The organism is Tardiphaga sp. 37S4 (genome assembly GCF_021044645.1).
Classification (GTDB): Bacteria; Pseudomonadota; Alphaproteobacteria; order Rhizobiales; family Xanthobacteraceae; genus Tardiphaga; species Tardiphaga robiniae.
In genome coordinates this window covers 1,022,361-1,043,899 of the sequence record NZ_CP088008.1, presented here as the reverse complement: position 1 = coordinate 1,043,899, position 21,539 = coordinate 1,022,361, and the positions used below count along the sequence as shown (strand labels likewise).

Below are 21,539 nucleotides of genomic sequence, written 5' to 3'. Positions count from 1 at the left end.
TGAACCTGCGTTACCCGGCGAGTGCCTTTCGCACGGCGTCGCCGTCGAATCCCTTAAGGCCGATGACCACCAGATGCTCGGCCTGCATCACGTCCGGCCGGGCGAAGGCGAGTTCAACGCGAGCGCCAACGGCCTGCACGACGATCGGCGCAGATTTATCGGCGATGCGTGCATGACCCTTCACGCGCAGCACGCCATCGAGGCCAAGCGCGTCGCTAATGCGTGCGCGCATCGCGCCGATGCTGGCCGCAGCGGTCGGTTTGACGACGATGCTGTCGAAATCGTCATGGTCGTGTTCTTCTTCCTCGCCGTGATGACCGACGCGGGCGGCCATGTCGTCTTCGGCGGCTGCGTTGAGGCCGATCAGCACCGACGGCGCGAGATCGCCCTTGGAGCGCACGATGCTCACGCCGGGACGCAACACGGCCTTGAGCTTGGCTTCGATCTCGGCGAGCCTTTCCGGGGCGACGAGATCGCTCTTCGAGAGAACCACAAGGTCGGCGCAAGCGAGCTGGTCCTCGAACACTTCCTCGATCGGATCGTCGTGCTCGATACCCTCGTCCCTGGCGCGTTGCTCGGCAACGGCATCCTCATCGAGTGTGACGCGGCCCTCGGACAGCGCCAGCGCATCGACAATGGTGACGACGCCATCGACGGTGGCGCGGGTCTTCACCGCCGGCCAGGCAAAGGCCTTCAACAGCGGCTGCGGCAGCGCGAGGCCGGAGGTCTCGATGACGATGGCGTCGAGCGGGCGTTCACGGGACAGCAGCTTATCCATGGTCGGCACGAAATCGTCAGCGACCGTGCAGCAGATGCAGCCATTGGTGAGTTCTACGATATCGCCGGGCGCGCAGGCTTTCGCAGCACATTCTTCGACAAGACCGCCATCGAAACCGGCATCGCCGAATTCATTAACGATCACCGCGATGCGACGGCCATCGGCCTGGGTCAGCAGCGAGCGCAGCAGCGTGGTCTTGCCGGCGCCGAGAAATCCGGTGAGGACGGTGACGGGAACGCGGGACATTCAATTCTCCTGGGAACGCTTGAGCCAGAGCGGAAGCCCGGCTGCGATGAAAGCAACATTCGGCACGGCGGCCGCGATGATCTGGTTGAGGCGGCCCTGCGCATCGCGAAAGGCACGGCCGAGCGGCGTTTCCGGCACGAGGCCGAGGCCGACCTCGTTGGACACGAAGACGATTGGATAGCGTGAGACATCGAGAAAACGCACGAGGCGCTTCGCTTCAATCTCTGGATCGCGCTCAGCGAACATCAGGTTCGACAGCCATAGCGTCAGGCAATCCACCAACACGACGCGGCCGACCGTCGCCTCGCGCGTCAGCGCATCGACCAGCGCCAGCGGCTCTTCCACGGTGATCCAGCCTTCTCCGCGCTGCCTGCGATGCTGCGCGATGCGGGCATGCATCTCGTCGTCACCGGCCGTTGCAGTCGCAAGATAGACTTTGGTCAGGCCGATGCCATCGACCAGCTTCTCGGCAAAAGTTGACTTGCCGGACCGCGCACCGCCCAGCACCAACGTGGTGGAGACCGCGGTCATTTCGGCGCACGCCCATCTTCAGGTGACCAACGCATCGGCGGCACGCGCGCGACCATGCCCTTGCGCAGCACCTCGGCGCGCTCGCGCCATGGCACCAGGCCGTAGTCGGCCTTCTGATAGGACTCGACGAAAGACATCAGCGCCGCGCTGCCGCTATCGGTCTGCAGATCGCCGAACAAGAACGTGTAGCCATCAGGGCTCGTCACCGCGACGGTTGCTGGCCGCTTGCAGACGCTGAGACACTGCACCGGACGCACCATGACGGCGGCATCGCCATCGCCGAGCGCGGCCTTCACCGCATCGAACATGTCCGGCCCGACGATCGTGCCGGTTTCGGCGGCCTTGCAGCTGATGCACACACTCACGACAACGGGACCAGCCGGCACGGGGCGCGGCGGTTCGACCGAAATTTGTTCGCCAGAGATATCGGCGCTGTCGTGATCCATTACATGCTCAGTTCATGCCCTCGCGGGCCTACGAGCTTTGTTGGATCGCGCCGACAGCATGGCCGTCAGTTCGCTCCCGTCCGGTGCACCCCGCCCCGACGACGCCTCCAAAGCACAGTTCGTGATGGCAGGTCTCCTGGCTTGCGAGTCACAGCCTGTTGCCGCCTTCCCAAGAATTCTGAAGAATTCCCAGTGGCACCGGCGCGGGCTCGTCGCTTACAGTTGCGGGGGCAGCGCCGGCCTCAAACCGGCTTCCCTATTCACCTTCCACGCGGAAGGACCATCGCAAAAGACGCTATCTGCCGGGTGCGCCGGGGTCAACCGCGCCGACGGACTGTAGCCCGGACCTGTTGACCTTGCAGGTCGTCTTGCGTCAGTTAGGCCGCGAAAAGGAACCCTATGTCCGCCCATTCCCAGCCCTTGTGGCAACCGCCCGCCATTGCGCCTGTTGACCCGCAGATCGCGGCAGGCATCCGCGCCGTCATCGACGGCAAGGCCAAACCGCCGGGATCGCTGGGGAGAATCGAGGACCTGGCGCTGCAGCTCGGCATGATCCGGCATCCGGGCGAGCCCCGCGGCGACAATGCCGTGCTGCTGATCTTCGCGGGGGATCACGGACTCGTAGCCGAAGGCGTGTCGCAATATCCGTCGGCGGTCACGGTCGCGATGGTGACGACCTATCTGGCCGGCCGCGCCACGGCCAATGCTTTCGCCGCGGCCAATGACATCGGTGTGCGCGTGATCGACATCGGCGTCGCCGCCGAGCTGCCGGTGCACCCGAAGCTGGTCGATGCAAAGGTTCGCATGGGTACGGCGAATGCCGCGCGCGAGCCAGCGATGACGGCAGAGCACGCGGCCGATGCGCTGACGCGCGGCTTCAGAATCGCCGTCGGTGAGATCAAGGCCGGCGCAGACATCATCGCGCTCGGCGAGATGGGAATTGGCAACACGGCCTCATCGGCACTGGTGGTTCATCGACTCGCGCCGGCCCCCCTGGATGATTGTATCGGCGTTGGCGCCGGGCAGGATGATGCCGGCATGGCGCGCAAGCGCGCGGCGATCACGAAGGCGGCAGCACGCAGCGACGCAACTGCGCCGCTGGATGTGCTTGCCGAATTCGGCGGACTGGAAATCGCAGGCATGGCCGGAGCGATCCTCGGCGCAGCTTCGCAACGACGGCCGGTGATCATCGACGGCTTCATCTCCAGCGCCGCGGCACTGCTCGCCGTTCGCCTGTCCCCGGCTGCACGCGACTACTGCGTCTTCGCGCACCGCTCGGCCGAACGCGGCCACGACATGGTGCTCGATGCGCTCGATGCCCAGCCGCTACTCGATCTCGGCTTGCGGCTCGGTGAAGGCACCGGCGCGCTGCTTGCGGTGCCGTTGGTCCGCGCCGCCGCGCGCATGCTGACCGACGTTGCGAGCCTCAACGACGTGCTGGCCGGAAATATCTAGATGAGACCGGATCCGCATCTTTTGAATGCGATCCGTTTCCTGACGGTGCTGCCGGTACCGGCAACTGTCGACGCGCAAGGGCCTGACTGGCTTGCGCGTGCAATGAAGTATTTTCCGGTGGTCGGCGCCGGCATCGGCGCTGCATCCGCAATCGTGTTTCTCGTTGCCGGCGAATTCTGGTCACCGCTGATTTCCGCCCTGCTGGCGATCACGACAAGCATCGCTCTGACCAGCGCGCTGCATGAAGACGGCCTCGCCGACACAGCCGACAGCTTCGGCGGGGGCTGGACCGTCGAGAAGCGTCTTGCAATCATGAAGGACAGCCGCATCGGCACTTACGGCGCCCTGGCACTTTGCCTGGGCACGGCGCTGCGCATTGCGGCGCTCGCCATATTGCCGATGTGGGCAGGTGCGGCGGCGCTGATCGCCGTCAACGCCGCAGCCCGCGCCATGCCGGCCTTCGTGATGAACCGCCTGCCCTATAGCGGCGATACCAGTGCGATGAAGGTCACTTACGCCGAGGCGCCCGTGCGATTTGAGGAATCGTTGTTTGCACTTGGTGTGGTTGTGCTTGCAGCAATCCCGCTTGCGCTCGTCTCGGTCGCATCGCTTTTTGCGGGTCTTCTGCTCGGCGCAGCGCTCGCCGCACTGCTCGCACTCTGGTCGCGTCGTCTGATCGGTGGTTACACCGGCGACGTGCTCGGTGCCGTCGAGCAACTCTTCGAGATCGGATTTCTTCTCGGCGTTGCGGCCCTGATCAAATAGGCCAGTTCAGCGGCAATCGATAAGGCTCACCTTCAAAGGCATCCGCGCCGCGGCCGATGCGCGCAATGGCTTCGATCATGCGTCCATCGCGGCCAAGCTGTTCGTCAGCCAACTGCACCATCAATTTGTTCGGCGTCACATAAGGCGAACGTTTGCGTAGTTCATCTGCAATCGCCGTCTCATAGCCGGGATTGCGATCGCAGGCGATGGCGTAAGCCGCAGCGCTGGAACGGCTGATACCGGCCCAACAGTGAATGAGCATCGGGCGATCGGCGGTGCTGCCGCGGCCAAAGTCAAGAATGGCATCCACGGCGTCGGCATCGGGAGCGATCAGGTCCGGCGTCACCTCGACGATATCGTGGAAGGTCAGCTCCACATGACGCTCACGCGCCAACCCGCTCCAGTCGCGCTCGCTCGCTGCGGGCGAGAGAAGTGTCAGCAGATCGAAGGACGGCAGTGAGTCTGCCACAGCAGCAAGGCCTCCGAGCGAGCTCACATAGATCATTCGAACACCCTGCTCGCTGTCGTCATGTCCTTCCTCTCACCCACGGCGAATGGACCTTCTTCAACCTCATGCCGCTCCGATGTCGCTGATGCAGGGTCGGTTTCTTAATACCACCCCCGACCTTTTCGCACCTGCACCATCGCAAACAGAAGAAAATATACTAATCAGAACAATCGGTTACCTGCTCGAACTTTAGACAACCGAGGCAGGCCAATCTTAAAGAAGTTGCGATAGGTATCTGACTTACCAGTGCAGAGTCCAGGACGGTACGATGCTGAACTACTTCGAAATGGCGGCATCACAAATCGGAACGATCTTCCGCGTGCCGCGCGAAAACCCCGAACTGGTGGAAGCGAAACTCGCTGCCTTCACCCGTCAGGTGCCGATGATGTATGCGCTGGTGGTCGTCAACACGACGGCACTTGCAATCACCTTTTATGGTACTGCGCCACATCTGCTTACCGTCTATCTCCCTGCTGCATTCGATGCAATCTGTGTGATCCGGATACTGAGCTGGTTGAGAGCGCGGAACACCACACTGTCGCTCAACCAGGCCGTAGAGAAGCTCACCGGCTCGATCATCTTTGCAGGCATTCTCGGCGTCGCGTTCACTGCCTGGAGCCTCAGCCTGTTTCCCTATGGCGACGCCTATAGCAAAAGCCACGTTGCGTTCTTTATGGCCGTGACATCGATCGGCTGCGGTTTCTGCCTCATGCATCTGCGCGCGGCAGCGCTGATCGTGATGGCGCTGGTTGTCGTGCCTTTCGCGTTCTTTTTCGGCTCCAGCGACAATGTCGTCTTCGTCTCCATCGCCTTCAACTTCGTCGTGGTTATCGGGGCCGTTCTCTTCATGCTGCTCGGCAATTACTCCGACTTCGAGAAGCGGGTGAATTCGGAGAAGGCGCTGCGTATCAAGCAGGCTGAACTGCAGGTACTGAGCGACAAGAATTTCCGGAATTCGAATATCGACAGCCTCACTGGTCTCCCCAATCGCCGGAACTTCTTTGCCGAGCTTGAGCGCGGCATTGTCAACACTGAGCACAGTAGCGGCGGCCTGCTGCTCGGTATCCTGGATCTGGATGGCTTCAAGCCGATCAACGACATCCACGGACACCACACGGGTGATCGCTTGCTGGTCGAAGTCGCAGACAGACTGCGCGCACATCTCGCCCCTCACGTGTTTCTGGGCAGACTGGGCGGCGACGAATTCGTCATGTTCAGCGACCAATTGCTCGACCCGGATGCAATTGTTGAGGCGGAAGAGAGCATCGAGAACCTGTTCGACATCCCGTTCGAGATTGATGACATTACAGTCAGCATCAGCTGCTCGATCGGATATGCGGAATTTCCGGACACAGCCAGGACCGCGCAGGATCTGTTCGAGCGCGCCGATTATGCGCTGTTCTTTGCCAAGCAGCACAAGCGTGGCAAGGCCGTCCGGTTTTCCGCAGAACACGAAGCCGATATCCGCGAGGCCTCCTCTGTGAGTCGGGCCCTGGCCAGTGCCGACCTCGAACGGGAATTGTGGATCGCCTACCAGCCGATCATCGACGCAGAAACACAACAGCCCGCGAGCTTCGAAGCCCTGGCGCGCTGGAAGAGCCCGGAGCTCGGCAATGTTCCACCGATGAGCTTCATTGTCGCCGCCGAGCGCTCAGGCATGATCGGCCAGTTGACCCCGTTGCTGCTGCGCAAGGCCCTTGAAGGTGCAGCGACATGGCCGGAGCATGTCCGGATTTCGTTCAACCTCTCTGCGGTGGACGTCGCCTCTCCCCTGTCGATCCTCAAGATCATTGCTGTTGTCCAGCAAAGCATGGTGAAGGCCAGCCGCATCGACTTCGAGATTACCGAGACGGCCGTGATGGGCAATCTCGCACAGGCGACCGAAGCATTGAATGCCCTGAAGGCTCTGGGCGCCCGCATCTCGCTGGACGATTTCGGCACCGGCTATTCGAGCCTAAGCTGCATCCGCGAATTGCCGCTGGACAAGGTCAAGATCGATCGCAGCTTCATCAGTAAGATCGAGACGGATTCTGCTGCGCGCCTGATCCTGCGCACCATGCTCGGACTGTGCAACGGCCTCGGTCACGACTGCATCGTCGAAGGCGTCGAGAGCGACGAACAGGTCGACTTCCTGCGCAAGGAGCACTGCCGTTTCATGCAGGGTTACTTCTTCGCCAAACCCATGGGCATCGAGCAGGTCGGCGATTATCTGGCTTCTGTTCAACACGGCGTGCTGGCCGAACGCACCGCCAGCTAGTCGTTCTGTCCGTCGAGCAGCCGCACCGCCTCGAACAGCGTCGCCGCGCCGACGGCCAGTTGCTCGGGCTCCGACCATTCCTCCGGGCAATGGCTCTTGCCGTCCTTTGACGGAATGAACAGCATCGCGCTGCGGCCGATATGCGACATGAAAGCCGCGTCGTGACCGGCGCCCGACGCCAGCCGCGTCGTGGAATAGCCGAGCTTGGCAGCGCTACGTCCGAGAACATCGAGCAGGTGATCGTCGCAAGGCGCGGGAGGATTTTGCGAAATCAACGCGAAACGTTCGCGTTCGACCTTAGCGCGTTTGGCGATGGCGAGGCTCTCGCGGTCGAGCAGTGCCACGAATTCATCGACCAGCGCGGCCTTCTCTGCGCGAATATCGAGGATCATGCGCGCACCGCCGGGGACGACATTCGCAGCGTTCGGGCTGATCTCAAGGATCCCCGTGGTGGCGACGAAGTGGCCCTGCTTGCGCGCCGCAAACGCATTGGCCTGCTGAGCGACGAGCAGCACGAGTTCGGCCGCGGGCAAGCTTGCATCCCTACGATATTCCATCAGCGTCGAGCCGGCGTGATCGGCGGCGCCCTTCAGCACGATCTCGACGCGGGTGATGCCGGCGATCCCGGTGACGAGACCGAGATCGAGCTTCTTGCTTTCCAACACGACGCCCTGCTCGATATGCAATTCGAGATAGCCGACAAATTCCGGCTTCGGCATGGTGGCGACGGCCGCCGGATCGCCGCCGACGCGCTTGATGGCATCGGCCAGCGTTTCACCGGCCGCGTTGGTGTAGGTCAGCATTTTCGCATCAAGTTCGCCGACCATGGCGCGGCTGCCGACGCATGACAGGCCGTATTCGCTGGGCTCCTCGGCGAGGAAATCCACGATCTCGATTGGGTGCCGCGATTTGTAGCCGGACGCCTGCAGCGCACGCACGGCCTCCAGCGCCGTGAGGATACCGGAAATGCCGTCAAAGCGGCCGCCGGATGGCACCGTGTCGGAATGCGAGCCGAGCATGATCGGCGGCAGGCCCGGAACGCTGCCTTCCAGCCGGGCGATCATGTTGGCGCCGGCATCCATGCGCACCGTCATGCCCGCGGCGATGAATTGCTCACGCAGCCAGGCGCGCCCATCGAGAAAGCGCTGCGAGAACGATCGCCGCGTCCACGGCTTGTCGGGATCGGTGATGGCGGCAAGCGCCATATGGTCGTCCCAGAGGCGGTTCTGATCGATGGGCAGTTTGGTGTCGGTCGGCATGATCGGCATGAGGCTCATGAGTTGGCGGCACTGGCGCCGGCACGATTATTGTTGAACACTTTGGCCATCGTGAAGCAAGACGATGGACATCGCGAAGCAAGAAACGATCAGGGAGAAAATCGTGAGCAGCAAGACCAGGATCGCATGGGTGACCGGCGGCGGCACCGGAATCGGCAAGGCGGGCGCAGCGGCGCTGCTGGCCGACGGCTGGACGGTGGTTATTTCCGGCCGCCGGGCCGATGTGCTGAAGGGCGTCGCCGATGAACTCGGCGCCGGCGGCAAGCCCGTGGAGGCAATGGCGCTGGATGTCAGTAATGCCGACGACGTCAACAAGGTGGCACAGGCCATCCTCGCCAAACATGGCCGTATCGACCTTCTGGTCAACAGCGCCGGCGTCAACCTGCCGAAGCGCAGCTGGGAGGATGTCACGCAGGACGGCTGGGACCTGATCGTCGACATCAATCTCAACGGCGTGATGTATTGCATGCGCGCGGTGCTGCCCGCGATGCGCGCGCAGAAAGACGGCTGCATCATCAATGTCTCCTCGTGGGCCGGGCGCATCGTGTCGAAAATGACCGGGCCGGCCTATACGGCCACCAAACATGCCGTGCTGGCGCTGACCCATTCCTTCAACATGGACGAATGCGTCAACGGCTTGCGCGCCTGCTGTCTCTCGCCCGGCGAGGTCGCCACTGACATCATGAAGAACCGTCCGGTGCCGCCGAGCGACGAGGTGATGGCGCGGATGCTGCAGCCGGACGATCTCGGCAAGACCATCGCCTTCATCGCCAGCATGCCGCCGCATGTCTGTATCAATGAGGTGCTGATCAGCCCGACCTGGAATCGCTCGTTCCTAGCCATGTGAGCGTCGTGACAGTGGTCTGATTTGATTGTCAAACAGCCACGACCCTTCAGACATGCGTCATCACCCCTGTTATTTGCGGCGCGGGGGCGCCGTCGTTGCTTGCATTCCCGCCCCTTGTGAGAGGGCGTGCGGAACGCCGGGTGCCCGTTGCACCCTTGGGCCTGATGCGAATGCGGTCTTCCGCAGGTTAGTGTGCATCAGGACTTTCGGAGGCGCCGAGCGATTGCCCGGCGTTCCGCATGCGGTGTTTTTTCGGTTGCTTGCACTTTGCCTCGACGAACGCTCCGATCGCGAATTAAAGTCCCAAGGCGATGGGAAGGGAGCCTCAAGCGAGTAAGCCGAACGCGTTTTGACTTGGTCGTCCGTCACACTGTCCAGGGGTCTGTCCATCCGAAGGTCGGCCGTCTCCTTGCCAGTGGCAGTGCTGGCGCAGATCCGTCCTGCCCGAAGACAGACGTCCCCCCAAACCGCGTGACGCCGCATCTCCGGCGTCCACCGCATCCTGCCCCGCGAACGTGACGATCGCGATCGCCCCTCTCGGTGGGGCAGGACATAGGGGAATATAAACCTGATGGGGATATTGTCAACGGGAGATAGGAAAAAATGTTTCGGTACTGTCCTGCCGTCTCCCACCCGTCATTCCGGGGCGTGGCCGGCACTTGCCGGACGCGAACCCGGAATCTCGGCATGGAAGTCTTCAACCGCGCCAAACATCTCGGGATTCCCCGCCACTCCAATTGGAGTGGCTGAGGTTCGCGCTATGCCGGCTTGGCCGGCGACGCGCGCCCCGGAATGACGAGCCAAGGCGCACGTCCCGAAATGACGGCGTGAAAACCTCACCCGTTCTTCGCAAACAACTCCCGCCCGATCAGCATCCGCCTGATCTCGCTGGTGCCGGCGCCGATCTCGTACAGTTTGGCGTCGCGCAGCAGGCGGCCGGTGGGATAGTCGTTGATATAGCCATTGCCGCCGAGCAGCTGGATCGCGTCCAGCGCGCATTGCGTGGCGCGTTCCGATGCGTAGAGGATGGCGCCGGCGGCATCCTCGCGGGTGGTTTCGCCGCGGTCGCAGGCTTTCGCGACTGCATAGACGTAAGCGCGCGCCGAACTCAGCGCGACATACATGTCAGCGATCTTGCCCTGCACGAGCTGGAAGTTGCCGATCGGCTCACCGAACTGTTTGCGCTCGTGCACATAAGGCTGCGCGACGTCGAGACAGGCCTGCATGATGCCGAGCGGGCCTGCCGCGAGCACCGCGCGCTCGTAATCGAGGCCGGACATCAGGACATTGACGCCGCGACCGACCTCCGCGAGCACGTTCTCCTCGGGCACCTCGCAATCTTCGAAGACGAGTTCGCAGGTATCCGAGCCGCGCATGCCCAGCTTGTCGAGCTTCTGCGCCGTCGAAAAACCCTTCATGCCCTTTTCGATGATGAAGGCGGTGATACCGCGCGGGCCGGCAGCCGGATCGGTCTTGGCATAGACCACCAGCGTCTGCGCCACCGGGCCATTGGTGATCCACATCTTGTTGCCGTTGAGAATGTAGCGGTCGCCCTTCTTGTCGGCGCGGGTCTTCATCGACACCACGTCCGAGCCCGAACCCGGCTCGGACATCGCGAGGGATCCCACATGTTCGCCCGAGATCAGCTTCGGCAGATATTTGCGCTTCTGCGCCTCGTTGCCATTGCGACGCAACTGATTGACGCAGAGGTTCGAATGCGCGCCATAGGACAGGCCCACTGACGCCGAGGCGCGCGAAATCTCTTCTACCGCGATAACGTGTTCGAGATAGCCGAGCCCGGCGCCGCCGAACTCTTCCTCCACCGTGATACCGTGCAGGCCGAGCGCGCCGATCTTGGGCCAGAGATCGAGCGGAAACTGGTTGGTCTTGTCGATGGCTTCGGCGCGCGGCGCGATCTCGTTCTGGGAGAAGTCACGCACGGTCTCGCGAATCGCGTCCGCAGTCTCGCCGAGATCAAAATTGAACATCCGTTGAGCGTTCGCAATCACAGGGTCGCCTCCGGTCAGAACGGCGCGCAAGCGCACCGGTTTTGTTGATTGAAATCACCATGTCACGGGCTGAACGGGCTGAGAAGAGGCATAAAGTGGTCCTTGCTCTTGGCCGCCCAACGGGTTGTAATTCATCCAAATAAGCCCTCCGGGACCAACCACGGAGGACATGCCAGGGAGAGAACCGATGCTCGATCGCGTCCAGGATTCCGACAGCAGCAAATCCGCCCAAGCCGCCGCTCACGCCCAAGCTTACGGGATGCCGCTCGATGAGTTCGATCCCGGCAATCCCGAACTATTCCGCACCGATACGTTCTGGCCTTATTTCGAACGGCTGCGCCGCGAGGATCCCGTCCACTACTGCAAGGACAGCATGTTCGGACCGTATTGGTCGGTGACCAAGTACAACGACATCATGCAGGTCGAGACCAATCACTCCACCTACTCCTCCGCCGCGGCTTTCGGCGGCATCACCATCCGCGATGCCGGTGTGCAGTTCCGCCGGCCGATGTTCATTGCGACAGATCCGCCGCATCACAGCGCCCAGCGCAAGACAGTGGCGCCGATGTTTGCGCCTCACCACATGGACGAGCTTTCGAGCCTGATCCGCAGTCGCACTGCCGAGGTGCTGGACTCCCTGCCCCGCAACGAGACCTTCGACTGGGTCGACCGCGTGTCGATCGAATTGACCACACAGATGCTGGCAACCCTGTTCGACTTTCCCTGGGAGGAGCGCCGCAAGCTCACCCACTGGTCGGATGTCGCCACAATGTTGCCACCCACGCCCGAGGCCGAGCTGGAGCGGCAGAGAGAACTGCGGGAATGCGGCGAGTATTTCGGGCGACTGTTTCAGGAGCGACTCAATGCGCCGCCGAAGAGCGACCTGATATCGATGATGGCGCATAGCGAGGCCACGCGGCATCTCGATCCGGAGAGCTTTCTCGGCAACATCATTCTGCTGATCGTCGGCGGCAACGATACCACGCGCAATTCGATGTCCGGCGGCGTCTACGCACTCAATCAATTCCCCGGCGAATATGACAAGCTGCGCGCCAATCCCGCGCTGATCGAGAGCATGGTGCCGGAGATCATCCGCTGGCAGACGCCGCTGGCGCATATGCGGCGCACGGCGGTGCAGGACACCGAGCTCGGCGGCAAGCAGATCAGGAAGGGTGACAAGGTCGTAATGTGGTACGTCTCGGGCAACCGCGATGACGAGGTCATCGAAAACCCCAACGAATTCATCATCGACCGCGTGCGACCGAACCGCCATCTGTCATTCGGCTTCGGTATCCACCGCTGCGTCGGCCTCAGACTTGCCGAACTTCAATTGAAGATTGTGTGGGAAGAGATCGTCAAGCGCTTCGACAGGATCGAAGTCGTCGGCGAGCCGCGCCGCGTCTTTTCGAGCTTCGTGAAGGGTTATGAAACACTGCCTGTGCGGATCGCTGGCTGAACCCGCGACCGCAACAGCTCAGGATCGATTTTTTGGAGAGCAGACGCCATGAATATCCAAGCCAGGATCAATCCTGACAAAGCCGAGATCCAGCGCGTCGCGCGCGAGATCGCCTATTCGACGCCGCTGAAGGATTTCCATCCCGGCGCGCCGAAATTGTTCGCGACCGATACGCTGTGGCCGTTCTTCGAACGGCTGCGCAAGGAAGAGCCGGTGCATTACTGCACCAATGCACCGATCGAGCCCTACTGGTCGGTGACTAAGTATCACGACATCATGCATGTCGACACCAATCACGGCATCTTCTCCTCCGACGTGAAGCATGGCGGCATCGCGATCCGCGACGTGCCGGAAGGCTATGACTGGCCGAGCTTCATCGCCATGGATGAGCCGAAGCACAGCGCCCAGCGCAAGACCGTGACGCCGATGTTCACGCCTGATCATCTCGACGAGATGGCGGTGCTGATCCGTGGGCGCGTCTGCAAGGTGCTCGACGGATTGCCGCGCGGCGAGACCTTCGACTGGGTCGAACGCGTCTCGGTCGAACTCACCACGCAGATGCTTGCGACCCTGTTCGACTTCCCGTGGGAGGAGCGCCGCAAGCTGACGCGCTGGTCGGACGTGTCCACCGCGCTCCCAAAAAGTGGAATCGTGTCGTCGGAGGAAGAGCGTCGCCGCGAGATGGACGAATGCGCCGCCTATTTCCAGAAGCTCTGGAATGAGCGCGTGAATTCCGACCCGCGGAATGACCTGATTTCCATGATGGCACATAGCGACGCGACGCGCTTCATGGATCCCGACACGCTGACGGGCAATATCATCCTGCTCATCGTCGGCGGCAACGATACCACCCGCAACACCATGACCGGTTCGGTGCTGGCGCTGAACGAGAACCCCGACCAGTATCAGAAGTTGCGCGACAATCCGTCGCTTATCGAGACCATGGTCCCGGAAGTGATCCGCTGGCAGACGCCGCTCGCGCATATGCGCCGTACCGCCATGCAGGATACTGAACTCGGCGGCAAGACCATCAAGAAGGGCGACCGGGTGGTGATGTGGTACGTCTCGGGCAACCGCGACGAGGAGGTCATCGAGCGCCCGAACGAGTTCATCATCGACCGCGCGCGGCCGAAGATTCACCTGTCATTCGGTTTTGGCATACACCGCTGCGTGGGCATGCGCCTGGCGGAGTTGCAATTGAGGATCGTTTGGGAGGAGATACTGAAACGGTTCGAGAACATCGAAGTTGTGGGGGAACCCAAGCGCGTGTATTCGAGCTTCGTTAAAGGCTACGAGACCCTCCCGGTTAAAATTACGTAAGACCGGAGGATTTCGTAATGCCGGTCAGGATTCATAATTTTCCCCTCAAGAAGAGAAGCTCAATTCCTTGACGAAACACCATCCCGCGGAACAGGACGAATTCCACGATATCCGCGATGCCGTTGCCAAACTGTGTGCACAGTTCCCCGGTGAATACTGGCGCAAGCTCGACCGCGAAATGGCCTATCCGAAGGCTTTCGTCGATGCATTGACGGAAGCCGGCTACCTGTCAGTACTGATCCCCGAGGAATATGGCGGCTCCGGCCTCAAGCTGTCGGCCGCAGCGGCGATCCTCGAAGAGATTCAGCGCGCCGGTTGCAACGGCGGCGGCTGCCACGCGCAGATGTATACGATGGGCACCGTGCTGCGTCATGGCAATGACGAGCAGAAGGCCAAGTGGCTGCCGAAGATCGCCAGTGGCGAAGTTCGCCTGCAGGCCTTCGGCGTCACCGAGCCGACCTCGGGCACTGACACATCCTCGCTGAAGACGGTGGCGAAGAAGGACGATAACGGCGACTACATCGTCAACGGCCAGAAGATCTGGACCAGCCGCGCCGAATATTCCGACCTGATGGTGCTGCTCGCGCGCACCACGCCGAAGGAACAGGCGGCGAAGCGCACCGACGGTCTGTCGGTGTTTCTGGTGGACATGAAAGAGGCCAAAAAGAACGGCCTCGAGATCCGCCCGATCCGCACGATGATGAACCATGCCACCACCGAAGTGTTCTTCACCGATATGAAGGTGCCGAAGGAAAACCTGATCGGCGAAGAGGGCAAGGGCTTCCGCTACATCCTCTCCGGCATGAATGCCGAACGCATCCTGATCGCCAGCGAATGCGTCGGCGATGCCAAGTGGTTCATCGCCAAGGCGAGCGCCTACGCCAAGGAGCGTCAGGTGTTCGGCCGCCCGATCGGCCAGAACCAGGGCATTCAGTTCCCCATCGCCAAGGCCTATGCGAATATGCGCGCGGCCGAGCTGATGGTGAAGGAAGCGCTGCGCAAATACGAAGCCGGCATGGAATGCGGCGCCGAAGCCAACATGGCCAAGATGCTCGCGGCCGATGCGTCCTTCGAAGCGGCCAATGCCTGTATCCAGACCCATGGCGGTTTTGGATTTGCCGAGGAATACGACGTCGAGCGCAAATTCCGCGAGACCCGTCTGTATCAGGTGGCGCCGATCTCGACCAACCTGATCCTGTCCTTCGTGGCCGAGCACGTGCTCGGCATGCCGCGCTCGTATTGAGATAGACATATGCTGCCGCTCAAGGGACTGACCGTCATCGCCGTTGAACAGGCGGTGGCTGCACCATTCTGCAGTTCGCGGCTCGCGGACGCCGGCGCGCATGTCATCAAGATCGAGCGCCCCGAAGGCGACTTTGCCAGGGGCTATGACGCCGCGGCGAAGGGCCAGAGCAGCTACTTCGTCTGGCTCAACCGCGGCAAGGATTCCGTCGTCGTTGATCTCGCCACGCCGGACGGCCGCAAGGCCATGGAAGAGCTGATCGCCACCGCCGACGTGCTGATCCAGAACCTCAAGCCCGGCTCGATGGACAAGCTCGGTTTCACCCGCGAGCGGCTGCGCAAGGATTATCCGCGGCTGATCTGCGCCACCATCACCGGCTATGGCGACACCGGCCCCTATGCCCATCGCAAGGCCTATGACCTGCTGATCCAGGCAGAGAGCGGACTCGCCTCCATCACCGGCGGCCCCGAAGGCCCGTCGCGCGTCGGCGTCTCCATCGTCGATGTCGCCACCGGCGCTGCCGCGCATGCGGCGATCCTGGAAGCGCTGATCGGGCGTTCGGTGACCGGCGAAGGCGCCGATATCCGCATCTCCATGTTCGACGTGATGGCCGACTGGCTCACCGTGCCGCTGCTCAATGCCGAAGCCGGCAATGAGCCGAAGCGCATGGGCCTCGCGCATCCCTCGATCGCGCCCTATGGCGTGTTTCGCTCGAAGGACGGCAAGGACATCCTGATCTCGATCCAGAGCGAGCGCGAATGGAAGATTCTCTGCGCCAAGGTGCTCGGCGATGCCGCGCTGGCGAGCGATTCACGCCTGGTCAACGGCGTCGAGCGCGTACGCAACCGCGCCTTTACCGACCAGACCGTCAGCGACATCTTCGGATCGCTCAGCCGCGATGAATTGCTGAAGCGCCTGACCGACGCCGACATCGCGTTTGCGGAAGTGAACACCATGGCGGATCTCACCACCCATCCGCATCTGCGCCGCATCACCGTGAACACGCCGAACGGCGAGGTGTCGTATCCGGCGCCGGCCGCGATCTGGGTCGACGCGCCGCGCAGCTATGGCGCGGTGCCCGGCATCGGCGAAGTGCAGAAGTGAACTTCAAGATCAGATGGAGGTCGTCATGACCGACAAGCTCGACATCGATCATCTCAAGCAGTGGATCGGTCGCACCATTGAGGCCTCCGACGTGGTCACCGCGCAGCTCGTGAAGGGCTTGCGCGCGACGCTGTTTCTCGACATCGGCACGCCGAAGCCCGGTGATGCCGCGCCCTTCACCACGCAGTGGTGCCTGGCGCAGCCGGTGGCGGCGATGGACAAGCTCGGGCCCGACGGTCATCCCGCGCGCGGCGGTTTCCTGCCGCCCGTGCCGCTGCCACGCCGCATGTGGGCCGGCGGTGAGTGCCAGTTTCTCGACCCGCTTGTTGTCGGAGATGAAGTCACACGCTCGTCGAAGATCCTCGACGTCAATCTGAAGACCGGCTCGACCGGCGCGCTGTGCTTCGTCAATGTCGAGCACCTGATCACGACGAAGCGTGGCCTCGCCATCCGCGAGCGCCAGGACATCGTCTACAGGGACATGCCGACCAGCATGGCGCCGCCGGCCCCCGCGCCGAAGGAAGTCCCTGCGGCCAAGCATCAGGAGACGCATTACGCCGATCCCGTGCTGCTGTTTCGCTACTCGGCGCTGACATTCAACGGTCACCGCATCCATTACGACCGCGACTATGTCACCAAGGTCGAATTCTATCCCGGCCTCGTGTTTCATGGGCCGCTGCAGGCGGCCTTGCTGGTGGAGTTCGCCGCCAAGCTGAAGGGCGGCAAGGCGCCGGCGAAATTCAGCTATCGCGGCGTGTCACCGCTGTTCGACGGCGCGGATTTTTCGGTGAATGCGAACGAGACGGCGGACGGGCTCGACGTCTGGACCGCCAACGACAAAGGCGCGCCGACCATGAAAGCGACCGCGAGCTGGTAGCCGCAGCGACGCTCTAACCTAACCTCTCCCCGCATTGCGGGGAGAGGTCGCCGCGTCTTCGCGGCGGGTGAGGGGCCGCACGCTATAGAGACCCAGGGGCCTCACCTATCGGATCTCGACTTTTCGATCCGCAATCTCCCCAACCTTTCGTGGGCCATGTGCCCCGCCCCTCACCCCACCCCTCTCCCCGCGCAAGAGCGGGGAGAGGGAGCGACGGCGCGCCTCCGCTCCGTCGGGGCGGTTTTGCCCCCTCCTCCCCGATTGACTCCCGGCCCTCTCCTGCTGTTGATGAGTCAACAACACACGGCAGACAACTGCCCGATCCCGTGAGGAAACGACCTTGGCCCGCGACAGCAAGACAACCGCCGCCCGTACTCCCGTGACCGTCAAGGACGCCACGCTGAACCTTCTGCGCGGCTTCGGCATCACCAAAGTCTTTGGCAATCCCGGCTCGACGGAACTGCCGTTTCTGTCCGACTGGCCCGACGATATCGATTACGTGCTCGGCCTGCAGGAAGCCTCAGTCATCGGCATGGCCGACGGCTATGCGCAGGCGACGCGCAATGCCGCTTTCGTCAATCTGCATTCCGCTGCCGGCGTCGGCCATGCGCTGGGCAATATCTACACCGCGCATCGCAACCAAACGCCGATGGTCATCACCGCCGGCCAGCAGGCGCGCAGCATTTTGCCGCTGCAGGCGTTTCTCTATGCCGAGCGCGCCTCGGAATTTCCGCGGCCCTATGTGAAATACAGCGTCGAGCCCGCACGTGCCGAGGATGTGCCCGCCGCGATCGCGCGCGCCTATTATGTGGCGATGCAGCCGCCTTGCGGACCGACTTTCGTGTCGGTGCCGATCGACGATTGGACGCATCAGGCCCAACCTCTTGAAGCACGTTATGTGAGCCGCGAGCTCGGGCCAGATCCCAAGGCGATGCAGGAACTCGTCGCCGCACTCGGCACAAGCAAGAACCCGGCGCTCATCGTTGGCCCCGGGATTGATCGCGCAAACGCCGTCGATCTCATGGTCAGCGTTGCGGAGAAGACGAAGGCTGCCGTCTGGGTCAGTCCGTTTTCGGCGCGTTGCAGTTTCCCGGAACTTCATCCGCAATTTGCGGGGTTCCTGCACGCCTCGCCGGCGCAGCTCTCCGACGCACTCCGCGAACACGATCTCGTCGTCGTGATCGGCGCGCCGGTATTCACCTTCCACGTCGAAGGTCATGCCGCAATCTTCGATGGCGACACCACGATCTTCCAGATCACGGATGATGCGGACTCGGCTGCCGTCGCACCGATCGGCACCAGCATCATTGCGACCATGAAGCCGGCGCTCAAGCTGCTGCTCGATCTGCTACCAGACACCAAGCGACATGTTGCGAAGGGCCGCATCCTGCCGCCACCGCCCGCGGGTGCTGACCCGATCCCGATAGATTATCTGCTGCACACGCTATCGCGGGCCATGCCTGCAGACGCGATGCTGGTGGAAGAAGCGCCGTCGCATCGCCCGGCGATGCAGAAGTATCTTCCGATGCGCGGTGCCAACAGTTTCTACACCATGACCTCAGGCGGTCTCGGCCACTCGCTGCCGGCCTCGGTCGGCATGGCGCTGGGCTATCCGGATCGTCGCACCGTGTGCCTAATCGGCGACGGCTCGGCGATGTATTCGATCCAGGCACTGTGGACCGCCGCGCAGCGCAAATTGCCTTTAACCATAGTGGTTATCAACAATTCCGGTTACGGCGCGATGCGTTCCTTCAGCCAGGTGATGCAGGTGCGTAATGTTCCCGGGCTGGATCTGCCCGGTCTGGATTTCGTCAAATTGGCCGAAGGCATGGGCGCGCATGCGGTGCGCATCAGCAAATCATCGGAACTTGCGCGTGCATTTACTGCCAGTCTGCAACATCCGGGCGTCAGCCTTGTCGAAGTCATCGTCGACTCGGCCGTTCCCGTGCTTTATGGACAGAAGCACTGATATGACGGGATCATAACGGAAGGTCAGGCATGACGAAGCAGGCAGGCGACTCCTCGAAGAAAACGCACAGCTCCCACTGGGGTGCCTTTTCCGGACAATGGGTCGACGGCAAGCTGGTCATCACGCCGCATCCGATCGACCCCGATCCGAATCCGATCATCCAGAATTTTCCCGACGCGCTCCGCCACAAGGCGCGCATCGCCAAGCCGATGGTGCGCCGTGGCTGGCTCGAGAACGACCCGGGCCCGGACGATCGTCGCGGCCGCGATGCATTCGTCGAGATGGAATGGGACGAGGTGCTCGACCTGCTCGCCGGTGAGCTAAAGCGCGTCAAGGACACCTACAGCGCCAAGGCGATCTATGGCGGCTCCTATGGCTGGTCCAGCGCCGGACGCTTCCATCACGCGCAGAGTCAGATCCATCGTTTTCTGAATGTCGCCCTCGGCGGCTATGTGCGCTCGGTGAACAGCTACTCGGCCGGCGCGTCGACGGTGCTCATTCCGCACATCCTCGGCAATTACGAAGATATGACCCGCCGCAATATCGGCTGGGATGAAATCGTCGAACACACCGATATTATTCTCGCCTTCGGCGGCATGAATACCAAGAACTCGCGCGTTGCCGGCGGCGGCATCAGCAAGCACACCGAACATCGCGACATGATCGCACTGAGCAAGCGCGGCGGCGAACTCGTGCTGATCTCGCCGCTGAAGAGTGACCTGCCCGATGAAGTGAACCAGGACTGGGTCGCCGCGCGTCCCGGCACCGATGTGGCACTGATGCTCGGCATCGCGCACACCGCCGTGATGGACGGCACCCATGATCGCGCGTTCCTCGACAGCCACACGCACGGCTGGGATATCTTCGAAGACTATCTGATGGGCCGCAGCGACGGCCAGCCGAAGGATGCCGCCTGGGCCGCTGCGATCACTGGCCTCAAGGCCGATGACATTCTCAAGCTCGCGCGTCGTCTGCCCGGCAAGCGCGCGCTGTTCGTGGTCGCGCATTCGCTGCAGCGCGCGAAGCATGGCGAACAACCGGTGTGGATGGCCTCGGTGCTGTCGGCGATGTTCGGACAATCGGGCCTGCCCGGCGGCGGCTTCGGCTATGCGCTCGGCGCCATCGCAAACTATGGCCGTCGCCAGAATGCCGTGCCGATCGCCGGCCTGCCGCAGGGCAAGAACGGCGTCAGCGAATTCATCCCGGTGGCGCGTGTCAGCGACATGCTGCTCAATCCCGGCGCACCGTTCGAATATAACGGCGCGCATATGACCTATCCGGATATCAAACTGGTCTATTGGGCCGGCGGCAATCCGTTCCATCACCATCAGGACCTCAACCGCCTGCGCAAGGCTTTCGCGCAGGTCGACACGCTGGTGGTGCACGATCTCGCCTGGACCGCATCGGCACGCCACGCCGACTTCGTGCTCCCCTGTACTATGAGCCTGGAGCGCGAGGACATCGGGTCATCGCAGACCGATCCGCTGATGGTCGCGATGCATCAGATGGCTGAGCCGTTTGGCGACGCGCGCGACGACTATGCGATCTTCACCGGCCTGTCGGAGCGTCTCGGCAAGGCCAATGAATTCACCGAAGGCCGCACGCCGCGTGAGTGGCTGAAACATCTCTATCAGCCGACCTATGACGGCCTGGTCGCCAAGGGCCTCGACGCGCCTGATTTCGATGCCTTCTGGGCGGCCGGCGAAGTGATGCTGCCGCAACTGCCGCTCGATGGCGGCACGCTGCGTGCATTCCGCGAGGATCCCGAGGGCACGCCGCTGCCGACCACCAGCGGCAAGATCGAGATCACTTCCGATACCATCGCCAGCTTCGGTTACGACGACTGCCCCGGCCATCCGGTCTGGCTGACGCCAGAAGACACTGTCGATGCGACCAACCCGCTGCAGCTTGTCGCCAATCAGCCGGCGTCGCGCCTGCACAGCCAGCTCGATTTCGGCGGCCATAGCAGCGCCGAGAAGCGCCGCGGCCGCGAGGTCGCGCGCATGCATCCGATCGATGCGGATGCGCGCGGCATCAAGGACGGCGACATCATCAAGCTGTTCAATCAGCGCGGTTCGTGTCTCGCCTCGGTGGTGGTCACCGAAGACGTGATGGCCGGCGTTGTGCAGCTGCCGACCGGCGCCTACTACGATCCCGAGGATCCGAACGAGGAGAAGCCGCTCTGCGTGCACGGCAATCCGAATGTGCTGACAAGGGACACCGGCACCTCGCGCTTGGCGCAGGGCTGCACGGGCCAGCTCACGGTGGTGAATGTCGAGAAGTTCACCGGCAACCTGCCGCCGATCCAGGCCTATGATCCGCCAGTCCCGGTGATCCGGCCACGCCCGCCGAAGCTGGAAGCGGCGGAATGATCTTACCTCTCCCCGCTCTTTGCGGGGAGAGGTCGCCGCGTCTTCGCGGCGGGTGAGGGGCCGCGCGCGACATTCGCCA

At 62.5% G+C, this 21,539-nt stretch carries 17 protein-coding genes and 1 riboswitch; of the genes, 11 read left to right on the top strand and 6 right to left on the bottom strand.

Going from position 1 to position 21,539, the window contains the following annotated elements; genetic code table 11:
* Positions 1–10: 10 nt before the first annotated feature.
* From cobW to LPB73_RS04980, 3 genes are read right to left on the bottom strand one after another with little or no spacing between them, the layout of a single operon-like run.
* Positions 11–1,024 (bottom strand): cobalamin biosynthesis protein CobW, encoded by a 1,014-nt coding sequence (gene cobW, locus LPB73_RS04990; protein ID WP_231079808.1) that lies wholly within the window; start codon positions 1,022–1,024, stop codon positions 11–13.
* A complete protein-coding gene (gene cobU / locus LPB73_RS04985) occupies positions 1,025–1,555 on the bottom strand; it encodes a bifunctional adenosylcobinamide kinase/adenosylcobinamide-phosphate guanylyltransferase (protein ID WP_231079807.1) in 531 nt (176 codons plus the stop codon). It lies immediately after the preceding gene.
* Positions 1,552–2,001, bottom strand: coding sequence for a DUF1636 domain-containing protein (locus LPB73_RS04980; RefSeq protein WP_231079806.1), 450 nt, complete (start codon positions 1,999–2,001; stop codon positions 1,552–1,554). The genes cobU and LPB73_RS04980 overlap by 4 nt, the downstream gene beginning before the upstream one ends.
* Before the next feature lie 109 nt (positions 2,002–2,110).
* Positions 2,111–2,301: riboswitch (cobalamin riboswitch) on the bottom strand.
* A gap of 99 nt (positions 2,302–2,400) precedes the next feature.
* Here LPB73_RS04980 and cobT point away from each other — a divergent pair.
* The gene (cobT, locus tag LPB73_RS04975; protein ID WP_231079805.1) at positions 2,401–3,456 is read left to right on the top strand and encodes a nicotinate-nucleotide--dimethylbenzimidazole phosphoribosyltransferase; all 1,056 of its coding nucleotides are present in this window, start codon (positions 2,401–2,403) and stop codon (positions 3,454–3,456) included.
* Entirely contained in the window at positions 3,457–4,221 is a 765-nt protein-coding gene (gene cobS, locus LPB73_RS04970; protein ID WP_231079804.1) for an adenosylcobinamide-GDP ribazoletransferase, read from the top strand.
* Here the strand turns inward: cobS and LPB73_RS04965 are convergent.
* Positions 4,214–4,726, bottom strand: a complete 513-nt coding sequence (locus tag LPB73_RS04965; protein WP_120291534.1) for a tyrosine phosphatase family protein — start codon at positions 4,724–4,726, stop codon at positions 4,214–4,216. The genes cobS and LPB73_RS04965 overlap by 8 nt on opposite strands.
* A 271-nt stretch (positions 4,727–4,997) precedes the next feature.
* Between LPB73_RS04965 and LPB73_RS04960 the strand changes: the two genes are divergently transcribed.
* Positions 4,998–6,986, top strand: coding sequence for a putative bifunctional diguanylate cyclase/phosphodiesterase (locus LPB73_RS04960; RefSeq protein ID WP_120291536.1), 1,989 nt, complete (start codon positions 4,998–5,000; stop codon positions 6,984–6,986).
* Here the strand turns inward: LPB73_RS04960 and LPB73_RS04955 are convergent.
* Positions 6,983–8,263 carry a Zn-dependent hydrolase gene (locus LPB73_RS04955; RefSeq protein ID WP_231079803.1) on the bottom strand — a complete coding sequence of 427 codons (1,281 nt, stop codon included), beginning with the start codon at positions 8,261–8,263 and terminating at the stop codon, positions 6,983–6,985. The genes LPB73_RS04960 and LPB73_RS04955 overlap by 4 nt on opposite strands.
* 103 nt (positions 8,264–8,366) lie before the next feature.
* Between LPB73_RS04955 and LPB73_RS04950 the strand changes: the two genes are divergently transcribed.
* Complete coding sequence (locus LPB73_RS04950) at positions 8,367–9,110, top strand: SDR family oxidoreductase (protein ID WP_414716860.1); 744 nt, start codon at positions 8,367–8,369, stop codon at positions 9,108–9,110.
* A gap of 836 nt (positions 9,111–9,946) precedes the next feature.
* Here the strand turns inward: LPB73_RS04950 and LPB73_RS04945 are convergent.
* Positions 9,947–11,119 carry an isovaleryl-CoA dehydrogenase gene (locus tag LPB73_RS04945; RefSeq protein ID WP_305801699.1) on the bottom strand — a complete coding sequence of 391 codons (1,173 nt, stop codon included), beginning with the start codon at positions 11,117–11,119 and terminating at the stop codon, positions 9,947–9,949.
* 259 nt (positions 11,120–11,378) lie between these two features.
* Between LPB73_RS04945 and LPB73_RS04940 the strand changes: the two genes are divergently transcribed.
* The 7 genes from LPB73_RS04940 to LPB73_RS04910 all read left to right on the top strand — a co-directional run bounded on the left by LPB73_RS04940 (position 11,379) and on the right by LPB73_RS04910 (position 21,460).
* Complete coding sequence (locus LPB73_RS04940; protein WP_231081074.1) at positions 11,379–12,575, top strand: cytochrome P450; 1,197 nt, start codon at positions 11,379–11,381, stop codon at positions 12,573–12,575.
* A gap of 48 nt (positions 12,576–12,623) precedes the next feature.
* Positions 12,624–13,895 carry a cytochrome P450 gene (locus tag LPB73_RS04935; protein WP_231079801.1) on the top strand — a complete coding sequence of 424 codons (1,272 nt, stop codon included), beginning with the start codon at positions 12,624–12,626 and terminating at the stop codon, positions 13,893–13,895.
* A gap of 67 nt (positions 13,896–13,962) precedes the next feature.
* Positions 13,963–15,138 carry an acyl-CoA dehydrogenase family protein gene (locus LPB73_RS04930; protein ID WP_231079800.1) on the top strand — a complete coding sequence of 392 codons (1,176 nt, stop codon included), beginning with the start codon at positions 13,963–13,965 and terminating at the stop codon, positions 15,136–15,138.
* A 9-nt stretch (positions 15,139–15,147) separates the two neighbouring features.
* Positions 15,148–16,242: a CaiB/BaiF CoA transferase family protein gene (locus tag LPB73_RS04925; protein WP_231079799.1), complete on the top strand. Its 1,095-nt coding sequence runs from the start codon at positions 15,148–15,150 to the stop codon at positions 16,240–16,242.
* A 25-nt stretch (positions 16,243–16,267) separates the two neighbouring features.
* Positions 16,268–17,119: an FAS1-like dehydratase domain-containing protein gene (locus LPB73_RS04920; protein WP_231079798.1), complete on the top strand. Its 852-nt coding sequence runs from the start codon at positions 16,268–16,270 to the stop codon at positions 17,117–17,119.
* A 340-nt stretch (positions 17,120–17,459) separates the two neighbouring features.
* Entirely contained in the window at positions 17,460–19,088 is a 1,629-nt protein-coding gene (mdlC, locus tag LPB73_RS04915) for a benzoylformate decarboxylase (RefSeq protein ID WP_231079797.1), read from the top strand.
* Positions 19,089–19,117: 29 nt separating this feature from the next.
* Positions 19,118–21,460, top strand: a complete 2,343-nt coding sequence (locus tag LPB73_RS04910; protein ID WP_231079796.1) for a molybdopterin guanine dinucleotide-containing S/N-oxide reductase — start codon at positions 19,118–19,120, stop codon at positions 21,458–21,460.
* Positions 21,461–21,539 lie beyond the last annotated feature (79 nt).